At 66.8% G+C, this 14,203-nt stretch carries 15 protein-coding genes and 1 tRNA gene; 7 read left to right on the top strand and 9 right to left on the bottom strand.

Translation table 11 applies throughout. From position 1 onward, the window contains the following. Positions 1 to 77: transfer RNA gene (locus B2J89_RS09290), tRNA-Pro, on the bottom strand. 25 nt (positions 78 to 102) lie between these two features. Continuing rightward, positions 103 to 1,032: a polyprenyl synthetase family protein gene (locus B2J89_RS09285; protein WP_169167773.1), complete on the bottom strand. Its 930-nt coding sequence runs from the start codon at positions 1,030 to 1,032 to the stop codon at positions 103 to 105. A gap of 249 nt (positions 1,033 to 1,281) precedes the next feature. On the opposite strand from B2J89_RS09285, the gene rplU reads away from it, so the two are divergent. The 4 genes from rplU to proB all read left to right on the top strand — a co-directional run bounded on the left by rplU (position 1,282) and on the right by proB (position 4,341). Further along, positions 1,282 to 1,593 (top strand): 50S ribosomal protein L21, encoded by a 312-nt coding sequence (rplU, locus tag B2J89_RS09280; RefSeq protein ID WP_119014632.1) that lies wholly within the window; start codon positions 1,282 to 1,284, stop codon positions 1,591 to 1,593. A gap of 15 nt (positions 1,594 to 1,608) precedes the next feature. After that, the gene (rpmA, locus tag B2J89_RS09275; RefSeq protein WP_169167723.1) at positions 1,609 to 1,866 is read left to right on the top strand and encodes a 50S ribosomal protein L27; all 258 of its coding nucleotides are present in this window, start codon (positions 1,609 to 1,611) and stop codon (positions 1,864 to 1,866) included. Positions 1,867 to 2,035: 169 nt separating this feature from the next. Next, on the top strand, positions 2,036 to 3,109 hold the full coding sequence (cgtA, locus tag B2J89_RS09270) for an Obg family GTPase CgtA (RefSeq protein ID WP_169167722.1): 1,074 nt from the start codon (positions 2,036 to 2,038) through the stop codon (positions 3,107 to 3,109). An 89-nt stretch (positions 3,110 to 3,198) separates the two neighbouring features. Continuing rightward, a complete protein-coding gene (gene proB, locus B2J89_RS09265; protein WP_169167772.1) occupies positions 3,199 to 4,341 on the top strand; it encodes a glutamate 5-kinase in 1,143 nt (380 codons plus the stop codon). Positions 4,342 to 4,428: 87 nt separating this feature from the next. On the opposite strand, the gene B2J89_RS09260 is transcribed toward proB, so the two are convergent. Beyond that, a complete protein-coding gene (locus B2J89_RS09260; protein WP_169167771.1) occupies positions 4,429 to 5,124 on the bottom strand; it encodes an RNA pyrophosphohydrolase in 696 nt (231 codons plus the stop codon). Positions 5,125 to 5,216: 92 nt separating this feature from the next. Between B2J89_RS09260 and B2J89_RS09255 the strand changes: the two genes are divergently transcribed. Next, a complete protein-coding gene (locus B2J89_RS09255) occupies positions 5,217 to 6,962 on the top strand; it encodes a proline--tRNA ligase (protein ID WP_169167721.1) in 1,746 nt (581 codons plus the stop codon). Further along, positions 6,959 to 7,603, top strand: a complete 645-nt coding sequence (locus tag B2J89_RS09250) for a lytic transglycosylase domain-containing protein (protein WP_169167720.1) — start codon at positions 6,959 to 6,961, stop codon at positions 7,601 to 7,603. The genes B2J89_RS09255 and B2J89_RS09250 overlap by 4 nt, the downstream gene beginning before the upstream one ends. Positions 7,604 to 7,612: 9 nt before the next feature. Here B2J89_RS09250 and B2J89_RS09245 read toward each other — a convergent pair whose 3' ends face one another. The 5 genes from B2J89_RS09245 to hemA form a co-directional block, all read right to left on the bottom strand. Next, complete coding sequence (locus B2J89_RS09245; RefSeq protein WP_169167719.1) at positions 7,613 to 8,929, bottom strand: hemolysin family protein; 1,317 nt, start codon at positions 8,927 to 8,929, stop codon at positions 7,613 to 7,615. Between the two features lie 131 nt (positions 8,930 to 9,060). Further along, positions 9,061 to 9,381: a Grx4 family monothiol glutaredoxin gene (gene grxD, locus B2J89_RS09240; RefSeq protein ID WP_169167718.1), complete on the bottom strand. Its 321-nt coding sequence runs from the start codon at positions 9,379 to 9,381 to the stop codon at positions 9,061 to 9,063. Positions 9,382 to 9,429: 48 nt separating this feature from the next. After that, the gene (gene prmC, locus B2J89_RS09235; protein ID WP_206041640.1) at positions 9,430 to 10,278 is read right to left on the bottom strand and encodes a peptide chain release factor N(5)-glutamine methyltransferase; all 849 of its coding nucleotides are present in this window, start codon (positions 10,276 to 10,278) and stop codon (positions 9,430 to 9,432) included. A gap of 81 nt (positions 10,279 to 10,359) precedes the next feature. Beyond that, on the bottom strand, positions 10,360 to 11,469 hold the full coding sequence (gene prfA / locus B2J89_RS09230; protein WP_169167717.1) for a peptide chain release factor 1: 1,110 nt from the start codon (positions 11,467 to 11,469) through the stop codon (positions 10,360 to 10,362). A 58-nt stretch (positions 11,470 to 11,527) separates the two neighbouring features. Beyond that, positions 11,528 to 12,826 (bottom strand): glutamyl-tRNA reductase, encoded by a 1,299-nt coding sequence (gene hemA / locus B2J89_RS09225; RefSeq protein WP_169167716.1) that lies wholly within the window; start codon positions 12,824 to 12,826, stop codon positions 11,528 to 11,530. Positions 12,827 to 12,898: 72 nt separating this feature from the next. Between hemA and B2J89_RS09220 the strand changes: the two genes are divergently transcribed. Next, entirely contained in the window at positions 12,899 to 13,177 is a 279-nt protein-coding gene (locus B2J89_RS09220; RefSeq protein WP_169167715.1) for a hypothetical protein, read from the top strand. A 41-nt stretch (positions 13,178 to 13,218) separates the two neighbouring features. Here B2J89_RS09220 and B2J89_RS09215 read toward each other — a convergent pair whose 3' ends face one another. Beyond that, on the bottom strand, positions 13,219 to 14,118 hold the full coding sequence (locus tag B2J89_RS09215) for a LysR substrate-binding domain-containing protein (protein WP_169167714.1): 900 nt from the start codon (positions 14,116 to 14,118) through the stop codon (positions 13,219 to 13,221). Positions 14,119 to 14,203 lie beyond the last annotated feature (85 nt).

The raw sequence follows: 14,203 nt of genomic DNA, 5'->3' as shown, positions 1-14,203 counted from the left end.
TGGTCGGGGTGAGAGGATTCGAACCTCCGGCCTCTACGTCCCGAACGTAGCGCTCTACCAGGCTAAGCTACACCCCGATGGCTTTTTGCGCAGCGCGCTGCGTCAGGTGCGCCGTGCAAGAAGCTCAGCCGCCAATTGTAGCAAGTTTGAGGTGTATTCATTGGCGGGAAGCTGGTCCAGCGCGTCCATGGCGCGGCGTGCTTCTGCGGCTGCGGCATCGCGCGCCACACCGAGAGCGCCGGTCTCGCGCACGATGGCAACCACGCGTTCGAGCTGTTCTGTGCTGCCGTTTTCGATGGCATGGCGCACCGTGGCCGAGTCTTGCGCCGAGGCGCGCTGCATGGCGGCAATGAGCGGCAGTGTGGCTTTGCCTTCGCGCAGGTCGTCGCCCAGATTTTTGCCCATCTCGATGGCATCGCCGTCGTAATCCAGCACGTCGTCAATGATCTGGAAGGCAGTGCCGAGCGCCTGGCCGTAAGTGGCACACGCTTCTTCAACGGCCGGGGCGCTGCCGGCAAGCACGGCGGCGAGCCGGGCACTGGCTTCGAACAGCTTGGCTGTTTTGGAGCGGATCACACGCAAATAGCCGGCTTCGTCGAGCGAGGCGTCGTGCATGTTCATGAGCTGCAGCACTTCGCCTTCTGCGATCACGTTGGTCGCGTCGGCCAGGATCTGCATGATGCGCATGTTGTCCACGTCCACCATCATCTGGAATGCACGCGAGTGAAGAAAGTCACCCACCAGCACGCTGGCGGGGTTGCCAAAGGTTTCATTGGCCGTGGCGCGGCCGCGGCGCAGCGTGGAGGCATCGACTACGTCGTCGTGCAGCAGCGTCGCGGTGTGGATGAACTCCACTACCGCGGCCAGGGTGAAGCGCTGGCTGCCCCGGTACTCCAGTGCGCCGCACAACATCAGCAACAGGGAGGGCCTCAGCCGTTTGCCCCCTGCGGCAATGATGTATTGCGAAATCTGCCCGACCAGCGGCACGCCCGATGCCAGGCGCTGGGAGATGACACGGTCCACTTCGAACATGTCGCCTGCAATGAGGCCAAGAAGTGAATGGGCGAGTGGGGAGGGGGGGGTGGTGGCAATCAAGGTGGTGGTCACAAGCGTTGCCACGAATTATAGGAAGCTGTGTTGCGGATGTTTGCCGCGGTGGCAATGGCAAACAGCCGGCGTGGCGCAAAAAGGCATTGATGGTAGAATCTCGGGCTTCGCAGAAATTCGTCTGTGAAAACTCACAAAAAGTACCCTGGGGTACACAGAGTCAAAGAGGTCAACATGTACGCGGTCATAAAAACCGGCGGCAAGCAGTATCGCGTTGCTTCCGGCGAAAAAATTAAAGTAGAACAGATTGCTGCGGACGTAGGCCAGGAAATCGTCATCGACCAGGTTCTGGCCGTCGGAAACGGCGCCGAACTGAAGGTCGGTACGCCCCTGGTGTCCGGCGCAACCGTGAAAGCCACCGTTGTGGCGCACGGCAAGCACGACAAGGTGCACATTTTCAAGATGCGCCGTCGCAAGCACTATCAAAAACGCCAAGGTCACCGCCAGCAGTTCACCGAACTGCAAATCGGCGACATTGCTGCTTAAAGAAGGAGCTGAGTCATGGCACAGAAAAAAGGCGGCGGCTCTACGCGAAACGGGCGCGATTCCAAGCCCAAAATGCTCGGTGTGAAGGCTTTCGGTGGTGAACTGATCAGCGCCGGATCCATCATCGTGCGCCAGCGCGGCACTCAGTTCCACCCCGGCACCAATGTCGGCGTGGGCAAAGACCACACGCTGTTCGCCCTGGTAGACGGTCACGTGTCGTTTTCCCACAAGGGCGCGTTGTCCAAGCACATGGTCAACGTGACTGCAGCCTGAGGCTTCACCGCTTCTTGGCACCCTAAGCCCCGCTTGGTCGGGGCTTTGTTTTTTCGGGCGCGCAGCGCCGGTAGCGTCGCTGCATGCCGTTGCCCCGCACTGTCGGGGCTTTGTGCTTTTGGGGTGCTGCAGCGCCCGACTGGCTGCTGTTTTGTAAACTGGATACCTTATGAAGTTCGTCGACGAAGCCTACATAGACATTGCTGCCGGGGATGGCGGCAATGGTTGCGTGTCGTTCCGGCACGAAAAATACAAGGAATTCGGTGGCCCGAACGGCGGCGACGGCGGGCGCGGCGGACATGTGTTCGCGGTTGCCGACCCGAACCTGAATACGCTGGTGGATTTCCGCTATGCGCGCCGCCATGAAGCCAAGCGGGGTGAGCATGGCATGGGTTCGGACATGTTCGGCGCGGCGGGCAGCGACATCGCGCTCAAGATGCCCGTGGGCACCATCATCAGCGATGCCGAAACCGGCGAGGTGCTGTACGAATTGCTGGAGCCCGGCGAAGTCATCACCATCGCCAAAGGCGGCGACGGGGGCTTTGGTAACATGCGCTTCAAGAGCGCCATCAACCGTGCGCCGCGCCAGAAGACGCCGGGCTGGCCCGGCGACAAGAAGAGCCTCAAGCTCGAACTCAAGGTGCTGGCCGACGTGGGCTTGCTGGGCATGCCCAATGCGGGCAAGTCGACCTTCATTGCGGCGGTATCGAACGCCCGCCCCAAGATCGCCGATTACCCTTTCACCACGCTGCACCCCAACCTGGGTGTGGTGCGTGTGGCGCCCGAGCAGAGCTTTGTCGTGGCCGACATTCCGGGCCTGATCGAAGGGGCGTCTGAAGGCGCCGGCCTGGGCCACCAATTCCTGCGGCACCTGCAGCGCACGCGCTTGCTGCTGCACGTCGTGGACATGGCGCCGTTTGACGACAGCGTGGACCCGGTGGCGCAAGCCAAGGCGATCGTGGGCGAACTGAAGAAGTACGACAAAGCGCTCTACGAGAAGCCGCGCTGGCTGGTGCTCAACAAGCTCGACATGGTGGCCGCCGATGAGCGCGCCGCGCGCGTGGCCGACTTCGTCAAGCGCTTCAAGTGGAAGGGTCCGGTGTTCGAGATCTCGGCCCTGACGCGCGAAGGCTGCGAGGCACTGATCCACGCCATCTACCGCCACGTCAAAGCGCAGCAGGTCGCGGAGCAGGCGCCTGTGGCCGAGCTGGATCCGCGTTTTTCAGGCGACGCACCCGTTTGATAGGCTGCGGTGGACGGTTCAGTGAGCTATTGTTTTTATAGCATCTAGCGCTTTCTGCATAAGCGCTACAAGCCAAAATGACCGAAAAAATGATCTCTGGTGTGCTGCGCGATGCCCGCCGCATTGTCGTGAAGGTGGGCTCCAGCCTCGTGACGAACGAGGGACGGGGCCTCGACGAGGCCGCGATTGGCGAATGGAGCCGCCAACTGGCCGCGCTGGTGCGCGGCGACGATGGCGCGGGGCGACGCGAGGTCATCATGGTTTCGAGCGGTGCGGTGGCCGAAGGCATGAAGCGCCTGGGCTGGACTGTGCGCCCGCGGGAAATCCATGAGCTGCAGGCGGCGGCCGCCGTGGGGCAGATGGGCCTGGCCCAGATGTACGAGACCAAGCTGCGCGAGCAAGGCATGGGCAGCGCGCAGGTGCTGCTCACGCACGCCGATCTGGCCGACCGCGAGCGCTACCTGAACGCGCGCTCGACGCTGCTCACGCTGCTGGAGCTGGGCGTGGTGCCCGTCATCAACGAGAACGACACCGTCGTCAACGACGAAATCAAGTTTGGCGACAACGATACGCTGGGCGCGCTGGTGGCGAATTTGGTCGAGGCCGACGCGCTGGTCATCCTGACCGACCAGAAGGGCTTGTTCACGGCCGATCCGCGCCGCGATCCGGCGGCGCAGTTTGTGCACGAGGCGCGTGCGGGCGACCTGGCGCTGGAGGCCATGGCCGGCGGGGCTGGCTCCAGCATTGGCCGTGGCGGCATGCTCACCAAGATCCTGGCGGCTAAGCGCGCCGCCGGCTCGGGCGCCTCCACCGTGATCGCCTGGGGCCGTGAGCCCGATGTGCTGCTGCGCCTGGCGCGGGGCGAGGGCATCGGTACCTTGCTCGTTGCGCAAACGGCCAAGACCCAGGCACGCAAGCAATGGATGGCCGACCACCTGCAGCTGCGCGGCGCGGTGGCGGTGGATGCAGGGGCCGCGACCAAGCTGCGCGCCGAAGGCAAAAGCCTGCTGCCCATCGGCATGACCGCCGTGGAAGGGGACTTCTCGCGCGGCGACGTGATTGCTGTGCGCGATCCGGCTGGCGCAGAGATTGCCCGCGGTCTGGCGAACTACGCCAGTGCCGAGGCACGGCTGCTGTGCCGCAAGCCTTCATCCGAGTTTGAAAGGCTTCTGGGATACGCTGCGGAGCCCGAGATGGTGCACCGCGACAACCTGGTGTTGATGGGGGGATAGACGCCTGCGGGCCGCGCGCGCCTGCCACGGTGGGCCTGTGCGCTGCAGCTAGCGCCATGGCATGGCCAGGCAATCCTCTGTTGTCTCTCAAGAGCGCGCGTCGGGGAAGCGGTTCTGCCGGTCCTGCGGCAGTTCCAGGGATTCGCTGGGCGCGGCCAAGCCGCTTTGCGGGTCGGGGTCGAAACTCGCGCCGGGCGGCAATTCCATGCCAGGCTGCAGCAGCAGCGAACTGCTGCGGTGCATGGCGAGGCCGGCAATGTCGTGCTCGCGTGTGCGCATGCCGCTGCGCAGATAGCGGTTGCGCGGTTCATGGCGCGGCAGAAAACGCGCCAGCTCGGTCAACGCCATTTCATAGACGCCGCGCTTGAATTCCACCACCACGTCGAGCGGAACCCAATAATCGTTCCAGCGCCAGGCATCGAATTCAGGGTGGTTGGTGGCACGCAGATTCAAATCCCAGTCGTAACCCATCAGCTGCAGCAAATACCAAATTTGCTTCTGGCCCTTGTAGTGGCCGCGCGCATCGCGGCGGATGTACCGGTCTGGCACCTCGTAGCGCAACCAGTCCCGGGTGCGGGCAACCACGCGTACATGGTTTGGCTGCAGTCCCACCTCTTCGTGCAGTTCACGGAACATGGCCTGCTCGGGGGATTCGCCCCGGTCAATGCCACCCTGCGGAAACTGCCAGCTGTGGGTGCGTATGCGTTTGCCCCAGAACACCTGGTTTTTCTGGTTGAGCAGGATGATGCCGACGTTCGGCCGAAAGCCGTCCCGGTCAAGCATAATCGAACCCCAAAATCTATAGTTGTGTCCATTATGCACGGCCCCTCGGGCGCGGCAATGGGACCCATCTCCATTGGCCTGATATTGCACCGATGAAAGCTTCCCAGTTCTTTATTTCCACCCTCAAAGAAGCTCCGGCCGACGCCGAAGTGGTCAGCCACCAGCTCATGACACGGGCCGGTCTCATCAAAAAACTGGGTGCGGGCATTTACAACTACATGCCGATGGGTTTGCGGGTGGTGCGCAAGGTCGAAGCCATCGTGCGCGAGGAAATGAACCGCGCAGGTGCCGTCGAGCTGGCCATGCCGGTGGTGCAGCCCGCTGAACTGTGGCAGGAGACGGGCCGCTTCGAGAAAATGGGGCCTGAGCTGCTGCGCATCCACGACCGCCACGGGCGCGACTACGTGGTCCAGCCCACCAGCGAAGAAGTGGTGACCGACATCGCGCGCCAGGAACTGCGCAGCTACAAGCAGCTGCCCAAGAATTTCTACCAGATCCAGACCAAGTTCCGCGACGAGCGCCGGCCGCGATTTGGCCTGATGCGCGGGCGCGAATTCACCATGAAAGACGCCTACAGCTTCGACCGCGACCCGGCCGCGGCCAAGGCCAGCTACCAGGTCATGGCGCAGGCCTACCGCCGCATCTTCGACCGCTTTGGCCTGACCTACCGCGCCGTGGCCGCCGACAGCGGCGCCATTGGCGGCGATTTGAGCGAAGAATTCCAGGTGATCGCCGCCACGGGCGAGGACGCCATCGTCTACTGCCCGGGCAGCGACTACGCCGCCAACCTGGAAAAGGCCGAGGCGCTGGCGCCCGCTGGTCCGCGCGCTGCTCCCGCACAGGCCCTGGCCAAGACGCCGACCCCCGGCAAGAGCACCTGCGCCGACGTGGCCGACCTGCTGGGCGTGCCGCTGCAAACCACGGTGAAATCGCTGGTGCTCGCCACCGACGAAACCAATGACACCGGCGAAATCGTGAAAAGCCAGGTCTGGCTGCTGCTGCTGCGCGGCGACCACGACATGAACGAGATCAAGGTCGGCAAGGTGCCGGGCCTGGGCGGCGGTTCGCGCTTTGCCACCCAGGGCGAGATCGAGGAGCACTTTGGCTGCAAGCCCGGTTATCTGGGCCCGATGGGCCTGAAGAAGCCGGTCCACATCGTGGTGGACCGCGAAGTGGCGCTGATGGCCGACTGGATCTGCGGCGCCAACGAAGCCGATTTCCACATGACCGGCGTGAACTGGGGCCGCGACCTGCCCGAGCCCCACCTGGTGGCCGACATCCGCAACGTGGTGGCCGGCGACGCCTCGCCCGACGGCAAGGGCGTGCTGGCCATCGAGCGCGGCATTGAGGTCGGCCATGTGTTCTACCTCGGCACCAAATACAGCCAAGCCATGAACGCCAGCTTCCTCGGCGAAGACGGCAAGCCGGCCTTCTTTGAAATGGGGTGCTACGGCATCGGGATCACGCGCCTGCCGGCCGCCGCCATCGAGCAAAACCACGACGAGCGCGGCATCATCTGGCCCGACGCGATTGCGCCGTTCACCGTCGTGCTGTGCCCGATCACGCCGGACCGCTTCCCCGACGTCAAGGCCGCGGCCGACCGGCTCTACGCCGACCTGCTGGCCGCGGGCGTGGACGTGATCCTCGACGACCGCGGCGAGCGGCCCGGCGCCATGTTCGCCGACTGGGAGCTGATCGGCGTGCCGCACCGCGTGACCATTGGCGACCGTGGCCTCAAGGAAGGCCAGGTCGAATACCAGCACCGCCGCGACAGCGCAGCCACCAAGGTCGCCACCGCCGACATCCTGGCCCATCTCCAGGGCCGGCTGGCCGCATGAGCCTGGGGGGGCTTTCGCGGCGCGCCTGCCTGGCACCGCTGGCCCTGGGGCCCGCGGCTTGGCTGGGCCTGCCCGCGCAGGCCCATGCGGGCAGCCAGCTCGAAGAGCCCTTGATGGACTCGGTGCGCACCGCGCTGAGTTCCGCCATCGCCAACCAGGCACCGCCCGAGCCCGAATTCGCGAGCACCGAGGCGCGCCTGCTGTACCTGCGCTGGCTGGCCACCATGAGCGATCGGCTGCGCCGGCGCAAGCCCGAATGGGAGGTGCGCCGCGATTTCCTGCAGACCGTGTGGTACGAAAGCCGGCGCGCCGGGCTCGACGTGTCGCTGGTGCTCGGCCTGATCCAGGTCGAGAGCGCGTTCCGCAAGTTCGCCGTCTCGAGCGTCGGGGCGCGCGGCTACATGCAGGTCATGCCGTTCTGGACCCGCGTCATCGGCGACGGCGACCCGGGCAAGCTGTTCCACATGCAGACCAACCTGCGCTTTGGCTGCGTGATCCTGCGCCATTATCTGGACCGCGAGCGCGGGGATCTGTTCATGACGCTGGGCCGCTACAACGGCAGCCGAGGCCGTGCCCCGTACCCAAATGCGGTGTTCACGGCGCAGCGCAGCTGGCTGTTCGACGGCCGCCTGGCGGGCTGACCGCCGGATTCAGGCCACCGGGGGCACGGCGCCGGTGCCCGCGCCCTCGGGCAGGCGCGACACCATCACCTGGTCGATGCGGTAGCGGTCCACGTCGAGCACTTCGAACTTGTAGCCGCCCCAGACCACGCTGTCGGTGCGCCGCGGCACGCGGCGCAGCATCACCATCAAGAAGCCCGCCAGCGTCTCGTACTCCGCCTCGTGCGGCAGCGCATCGAGCGCCAGGGCATGCAGCACGTCGCTGATCGGCGTCATGCCATCGATCAGCCAGGAATCCTCGTCGCGGCGCACGATCTGCTCCTCGTCGTCCGGTCCCACCAGGTCGCCCATCACAGTGCTCATCACATCGTTGAGCGTGACCACGCCGACCACGCGGCTGTACTCGTTGACGATGACGGCAAAGTCCTCGTGCACCTGGCGGAACTGCTCGAGCACTTCGGACAGCGTCAGCCGGTCGGGCACGATCAGCACCTTGCGCACCAGGCTGTCGTCCTGCAGCGAAATCGGCTGGTTGTTCAGGATGCGCTGGAACAGGTCCTTGGCGTCCACGTAGCCGACCACATGGTCGATGTCGCCCTCGCACACGGGGTAGGTCGAAAAGGGCTCGGCCGCGATGCGCACGCGGATCATGTCGTCCGGATCGTCGCGCAGGAAGAACGCGATGCGCTCGCGCTGCGACATGGCGCTGCCCACCATGCGGGTGTCGAGCTCGAAGACGTTGGTGATCACCTGCTGCTCGCGCTCGGGCAGCACGCCCGCGCGCGCACCGGCCTCCATCATGGCCAGCACATCGTCGGAGGTGACGCGGTCGTCGCGCCGCGTCGGCAGGCCCAGCAGGTGGAACAGGGCGTCGGCCGTGCGGCTGTACAGCCACACCAGCGGCTGCAGCGCCGTGATGCACCAGCCCATCGGCGTGGCCACGCGCAGCGCCAGGCGCTCGGGATCGGTCATGGCCAGGCGCTTGGGGAACAGGTCGGCAAACAGGATGAACAGCGAGGTGATGACGAAGAAAGAGGCCACGAAGCCGGCCGTTTGCGCCTGTTCTGCCGACATCCACAGGCCGAACAGCGCCGCAAAGTGCGGGCTCAGCGCGCTCTCGCCGATGATGCCGCCGAGGATGGCCACGGCGTTCAGCCCCACCTGCACCACGGTGAAGTAGTCGCCCGGCTGCTCCTGCACGCGCAGCACGCGGTCGGCGCGCGCATCGCCCTCGTCGGCCAGCTGGCGCAGGCGCAGCCGGCGCGAGGCGGCCAGGGAAATCTCGGCAATCGAGAAGAAGGCGCTGGCGGCAATCAGGGCGACGATGGTGAAGGTGTTTTCTAGCATGGTCCGGGGGAGCGTGGCGCACCGGCCGCCCCTCGCGGCCCTGTGCCGCCGCCAGTGTAGCGGCCCCTTCACCGCCGGGCGGGCACAAAAAAGCCGCCCGGCGGGCGGCTTCGTGCGCAGCAGCGGGCCGCTCAGGCGGCGCCGAGCGCCTGCTTGAGTTCGCCCGACTCGTACATCTCCATCATGATGTCCGAGCCGCCGATGAATTCGCCCTTGACGTAGAGCTGCGGAATCGTCGGCCAGTGGCTGTATTCCTTGATGCCCTGGCGGATTTCGTCGTCTTCGAGCACGTTCACGGTGGTGATGGCCTTGGGGTCGACGCCGCAGGCCTTGAGGATCTGGATGGCGCGGCCGGAAAAGCCGCACATCGGAAAGCTCGCCGTGCCTTTCATGAACAGCAGCACGTCGCTGGATTTGACGAGGTCGTCGATGCGTTTCTGGGTATCGCTCATGGGGGCTCCGTAAAAGAGGGGCCAGGGGCCCCGGTGGGTACAAAGGGATTATTTCACTGTCGGCCACTGGCCGCCCGAGCAACGCTCTATGCCGGCGAGGTCTTTGCGGCTTTGCACCTGGGCGAAGCCGGCGGCCTGCAGCAGCGCGCGCACGGCGCCCGCCTGGTCCCAGCCGTGTTCGAGCAGCAGCCAGCCGCCCGGTTCCAGGTGCGCCGGCGCCTGCGCGACGATGGCGCGGAGGTCGTCGAGCCCGTCGGCGCCGCTGGCCAGCGCCTGCCGCGGCTCGTGCACCAGGGCGGCCAGGTGCGGGTCGGCTGCGGCGATGTAGGGCGGGTTGGAGACGATGGCGTCGAAGCGCCCGCCCACGCCCTGCAGCCAGTGGCCCCGGTGGAACTGCACCGGCAGCTGCAGCCGCGCGGCGTTGGCCTGCGCGACGGCCAGGGCATCGGGGCTGGCATCGACCGCGCTGACCTGTGCCTGCGGCCGCTGGTGCTGCACGGCCAGCGCGATGGCGCCGCTGCCCGTGCCCAGGTCGAGCACGCGCGGCACCGGCAGCGGCGCGATGGCTGCGAGCGCCCAGTCGACGAGCGTTTCGGTGTCGGGACGCGGGTCGAGCACGCGCGCGTCGATCTGTAGCGCCAGGCCGTAGAACTCCTTGACGCCCGTCAGGTAGGCCACGGGCTCGCCCGCGGCACGGCGCTGGCACAGCGCGGCAAAGCGGGCCTGCGCCTCGGCGCCGAGTGCATCGTTGTCATGCGCCAGCAGCCAGGCGCGCCCCGCGCCTGCGTGCCCGAGCGCGTGAAGCAGCAGCAGCTGGGCGTCGATGCGCGCCAGCCCCTGGGCTTGGGCGGCGGCCAGGGCCTGGGCCAGCGTGGTCGGGGGGAGGTCGGTTGTCACTATGGTTTTAATAGCTTCCGGCGCTTGCAGGGTAAGCGCTGGAAGGTGTTTTGATCGAATTTCTAACGGCGACAGCCGGCCTCAGGCCGTCTGCGCTTCGAGTTCGGCCAGCTGCTCGGCCTCGCGCGCGTGCGCCAGTGCCTGCAGCACCTCGTCCAGGTCGCCTTCCATCACGTACAGGAGCTTGTAGAGCGTGAGGTTGATGCGGTGGTCGGTCAGGCGCCCCTGCGGGAAGTTGTAGGTGCGGATGCGGTCGCTGCGGTCGCCGCTGCCGATCAGGCCCTTGCGCTCGGCCGCTTCCTTCGAGGCGCGCTCGCTGCGCTCCTTCTCCTGGATGCGCGCCTGCAGCACCTGCAGCGCCTTGGCCTTGTTGGCGTGCTGGCTGCGGCCGTCCTGGCACTCGGCGACGATGCCGGTGGGCAGGTGCACCACGCGCACGGCCGAGTCGGTCTTGTTGATGTGCTGGCCGCCGGCGCCGCTGGCACGAAACGTGTCGATGCGCAGGTCGGCCGGGTTGAGCTTGATGGCTTCATGCTCGTCGGGCTCGGGCATCACCGCCACGGTGCAGGCGCTGGTGTGGATGCGTCCCTGCGTTTCGGTCGCGGGCACACGCTGCACGCGGTGGCCGCCCGACTCGAAGCGCAGCGCGCCATAGACGCCGCTACCGGAGGGGCCGCTGTCGGCCGGGCCCGCGATGCGCAGCACGATTTCCTTGTAGCCGCCGAGCTCGGCGGCGCTTTCGCTCACCACTTCGACCTTCCAGCCCACGCGGTCGGCATAGCGCATGTACATGCGCGCCAGGTCGCCGGCAAACAGTGCCGACTCGTCGCCGCCAGTGCCGGCGCGGATTTCGAGGAAGGCGTTGCGCGCATCGTCGGGGTCCTTGGGCAGCAGCAGGCGCTGCAGCTCATCTTCGAGCTGCAGCAGCTCGGCTGCGGCACTGGCCATCTCCTCCTGCGCCATCTCGGCCATGTCGGGGTCTTCGAGCAACTCGCGCGCGCCCTGCAGATCGGCTGCGCAAAGGCGCCAGCGCGCATAGCGCCCCGCGACCTGCGTGACCTCGGCATGCTCGCGCGAGAGCAGGCGGTACTGCGCCATATCGCCCATGATGTCCTCGCGCGAGAGCAGGAAGTCGAGCTCGTCCAGGCGCCGGGCATAGCGCTCCAACTGGGTCTGGAGAAAGGGTTGCATGCAGGAATAAGGGTTTTAGCTACCAAAAACGTAGCTAGTGACGCTGATGGGGTCAGCGCTAGAGGGGTTTTTTGCTCTGGGAGCGCAGGAACAGGCGCGACGCCGTGCGCGCCGTTTGCTCGCGCGCTGCCGTGTCGGCGTTGCGCAGCTCGGCCATAGTGCCGTGCAGCATCTTCTTGGCGACGCCGCGCGCAAGGGCGTCGAGCACCGCCTCGACGTCGTCGCCGCGCGCCAGGCGCCGGCGCGCGCGCGCAATCTCGATGGCGCGCCAGGTGTCGGCTTGGCCCTGGATCTGGCGGATCAGCGGCACCACACCGTGCTGCGGGTCGCGCTGGTCCATCCAGTGCATGAAGCTTTGCACGCCGGCATCGATGATGGCCTCGGCCTGCGCGACGGCGGCCTGGCGGCTGGCCTGCGCGGTCTGCACCACGCTGGCGAGGTCGTCGACGGTGTAGAGGTAGACGTCCTGGAGCTGCTTGACCTCGGGCTCGATGTCGCGCGGCACGGCCAGGTCGACCATGAACATGGGGCGGTGGCGGCGTTTTTTCAGGGCCCGCTCGACCGCGCCGAGGCCGACGATGGGCAGCGTGCTGGCGGTGCAGCTGACGACGATGTCGAATTCGTGCAGGCGCTCGGGCAGGTCGGCCAGGCGCAGCACCTCGCCGCCAAAGCGCGTGGCGAGCTTTTCGCCGCGCTCGAGCGTGCGGTTGGCGATGGCGATCGACTGCGGGTTGCGTGCGGCAAAGTGCGTGGCGGTGAGCTCGACCATCTCGCCCGCGCCGATGAACAGCACGCGCGTCTTGCCCAGGTCTTCGAACAGCTGGCCCGCCAGGCGCACGGCAGCGGCCGCCATGCTGATGCTGTGCGCGCCGATCTCGGTGGCGGTGCGCACCTCCTTGGCGACGGCAAAGCTGCGCTGGAACAGCTGGTTGAGCGTGGAGCCCAGGGCGCCGGCGGTCTCGGCGGCGCGCACGGCGTCCTTCATCTGGCCGAGGATCTGCGGCTCGCCCAGCACCATCGAATCGAGCCCGCTGGCGACGCGGAAGGCGTGGCGCGCGGCCGGGCCGTTTTGCAGCGTGTAGGAGTGCGAGCGCAGCACATCGGTGCTGACGCCGCCGCTGTGCGCGAGCCAGCCCAGCGTGTGGTCCAGCGCCGCATGGTCGCCGGCGCAGTAGATTTCGGTGCGGTTGCAGGTGGAGATGATGGCCGACTCGATGCCGCGGTGCGCATCGCTCTGCCCCAGCGCCTGGCGCAGGCCGTGCAGCGTCGGCGCGATCTGGTCGAGCGCGAACGCAAAGCGGCCACGCAGATCGAGCGGCGCGGTGGTGTGGTTGATGCCGAGGGCCCAGACTGCCATAGTGCGCGATTATAAAATTGTTGGGCAAGCAGGGCAGCCTTTGCCCTTCAAACCTTGATCTGGGTCATTTCCATGGGTCCGCTGGACGCTCTCAACCACCTGCTCAACTTCCTTGCTCCGGCGGCGGCGCTGTCCGTGCTGCTCTGGTTGGGCAGCCGGGTTTTTTGGCGAAAAATGCCTGTAACGCAGGCCTGGTGGGCGCAGATAGCTATCAATTTCATCTTGGGCAGCGGCGTGCTGCTGGCCGGACTGTGGGCGTTCGGGCGCGACGGCAAGATGCTGACCTATGCCGCGCTGGTGCTGGTGTGCGCCAGCTGCCAGTGGTGTTTCTTGCGCGCGTGGCGGCACTGAGCGGCGGCCGGATCGCCGGGCGGCGGGGGCCTTTGCCCCGGTCACGGCGTTGCGTGCTGCGGCTGGGACAGCAGCCACTGCCTGAAATCGTGCAGCGCCGCCGGCGCCACGCGGCCGGGCGGCTGGCACAGGTAGTAGCCGCGGTCGATCTCCACCGCCTGCGGCACGGCGATGGCGATGCGGCCGGCGGCCAGGTCGGGCTCGACCAGGCAGCGCTGCACCACGGCCACGCCCAGTCCGGCGATCACCGCCTGCACCAGCAGGCCGACCAGTTCGAAGTCGGCCGCCGGCGCCAGCGGCGCGTGCGCGCAGCCCACGCCGGCGAACCAGCGGGCCCAGTTGTCCGGGTAGTTGGTGTGGAACAGGAGCGGGCGCGCTATCAGGTCGTGCGCCGTGCGGATGGCGTGGGGGCCGTGCAGGTCGGCGGGCCGGCAGATGGGCACCAATTCGCGCCCGACCACGTATTCGGCCTGGATGTGGCGCGGCCACTCGCGCGCGCCCACGCGCAGCCAGGCGTCGATCTCGGGCGCCTGCAGCGGGTCGTCGCGCCGGTAGGGGGCGAACGACAGCGTGGTGTCGGGGTGGCGCGCGTGGAAATCGGGCAGGCGCGGAATCAGCCAGTGGCTGAACAGCGTCGGCGCGACCGACAGGCGCAGCGCGCGCGCCGTGCGCCGCGTCTGCAGGGCCACGGTGGCCGCCTCGATGCTGGCGATCGCCGGGGCAATGGCGTCAAGGTAGGACTGGCCGGTGGCCGTGAGCACGCTGCGCCGGCCCTCGCGCACGAACAGCGCCAGCGCCAGGTGTTCTTCGAGGCGCGCGATGGAGCGGCTGATGGCGCCCTGCGTGACATGCAGTTCGTCGGCCGCCTGCGAGAAGCTGCCCAGCCGCGCGGCCGTGGCAAAGGCGTGCAGTTCGGACAGCGAAGGGGAGCGGATGCGCATGGCAGATGAATGGTGAGCGTTGGTAATGGGTTGGTGCCACATTGTCGCTTTTCCTCTCTGGCGCGATTGACCAGAATGGCCGCTC

Source organism: Acidovorax sp. SRB_24 (genome assembly GCF_012931925.1).
This window is presented reverse-complemented; position numbering and strand designations above follow the sequence as displayed.

Excerpts from the sequence above, each read along its gene's own strand:
- rpmA (WP_169167723.1), top strand. The coding sequence starts at position 1,609 with ATGGCACAGAAAAAAGGCGGCGGCTCTACGCGAAACGGGCGCGATTCC.
- cgtA (WP_169167722.1), top strand. The coding sequence starts at position 2,036 with ATGAAGTTCGTCGACGAAGCCTACATAGACATTGCTGCCGGGGATGGC.
- grxD (WP_169167718.1), bottom strand. The coding sequence starts at position 9,381 with ATGAGCGATACCCAGAAACGCATCGACGACCTCGTCAAATCCAGCGAC.
- B2J89_RS09215 (WP_169167714.1), bottom strand. The coding sequence starts at position 14,118 with ATGCGCATCCGCTCCCCTTCGCTGTCCGAACTGCACGCCTTTGCCACG.
- B2J89_RS09250 (WP_169167720.1), top strand. The coding sequence starts at position 6,959 with ATGAGCCTGGGGGGGCTTTCGCGGCGCGCCTGCCTGGCACCGCTGGCC.
- B2J89_RS09285 (WP_169167773.1), bottom strand. The coding sequence starts at position 1,032 with ATGTTCGAAGTGGACCGTGTCATCTCCCAGCGCCTGGCATCGGGCGTG.
- proB (WP_169167772.1), top strand. The coding sequence starts at position 3,199 with ATGATCTCTGGTGTGCTGCGCGATGCCCGCCGCATTGTCGTGAAGGTG.
- B2J89_RS09245 (WP_169167719.1), bottom strand. The coding sequence starts at position 8,929 with ATGCTAGAAAACACCTTCACCATCGTCGCCCTGATTGCCGCCAGCGCC.
- rplU (WP_119014632.1), top strand. The coding sequence starts at position 1,282 with ATGTACGCGGTCATAAAAACCGGCGGCAAGCAGTATCGCGTTGCTTCC.
- prfA (WP_169167717.1), bottom strand. The coding sequence starts at position 11,469 with ATGCAACCCTTTCTCCAGACCCAGTTGGAGCGCTATGCCCGGCGCCTG.
- B2J89_RS09260 (WP_169167771.1), bottom strand. The coding sequence starts at position 5,124 with ATGCTTGACCGGGACGGCTTTCGGCCGAACGTCGGCATCATCCTGCTC.
- hemA (WP_169167716.1), bottom strand. The coding sequence starts at position 12,826 with ATGGCAGTCTGGGCCCTCGGCATCAACCACACCACCGCGCCGCTCGAT.
- B2J89_RS09255 (WP_169167721.1), top strand. The coding sequence starts at position 5,217 with ATGAAAGCTTCCCAGTTCTTTATTTCCACCCTCAAAGAAGCTCCGGCC.
- B2J89_RS09220 (WP_169167715.1), top strand. The coding sequence starts at position 12,899 with ATGGGTCCGCTGGACGCTCTCAACCACCTGCTCAACTTCCTTGCTCCG.